The following is a 395-nucleotide window of genomic DNA, read 5'->3' as shown; positions in this document are numbered from 1 at the left end:
TGGCAGCGTCCCGCGTATTACGGCAAGGCCAGCGAGCGCGACGCGTGCATGCAGGCTGAAGCGCTGCACGTGCGCAACAAGGTCGGCATCATCGATGTCTCGACGTTGGGCGGTCTGGACGTGCGCGGCCCGGATGCCGCCGAACTGCTCAACCGTATGTACACCTTCGCCTTCCTCAAGCAACCGATTGGTCGCTCCCGTTATGCGCTAATGACCAACGAACAGGGCGCGGTCATCGACGACGGTGTGTGCGCACGCTTCGGCGAGCACCATTTTTACGTCACCGCCACCACCAGCGGCGTTGATCGCATTTATCAGCAGATGCTCAAGTGGAACGCACAGTGGCGGCTGGATGTGGACATCGCCAACGTCACGGCGGCGATTTCGGCGGTCAA

1 pseudogene is annotated in these 395 nt (G+C 61.8%); it reads left to right on the top strand.

The features are described from left to right. Positions 1-395 (top strand): annotated as a pseudogene (locus tag KMS84_RS44045) (hypothetical protein); the annotation flags it as partial.

Source organism: Streptomyces hilarionis, from assembly GCF_024539675.1.
Classification (GTDB): Bacteria; Actinomycetota; Actinomycetes; order Streptomycetales; family Streptomycetaceae; genus Streptomyces; species Streptomyces hilarionis.
Note: the sequence above shows the minus strand (reverse complement) of the source record. Positions and strands in the feature narration are given on the sequence as shown.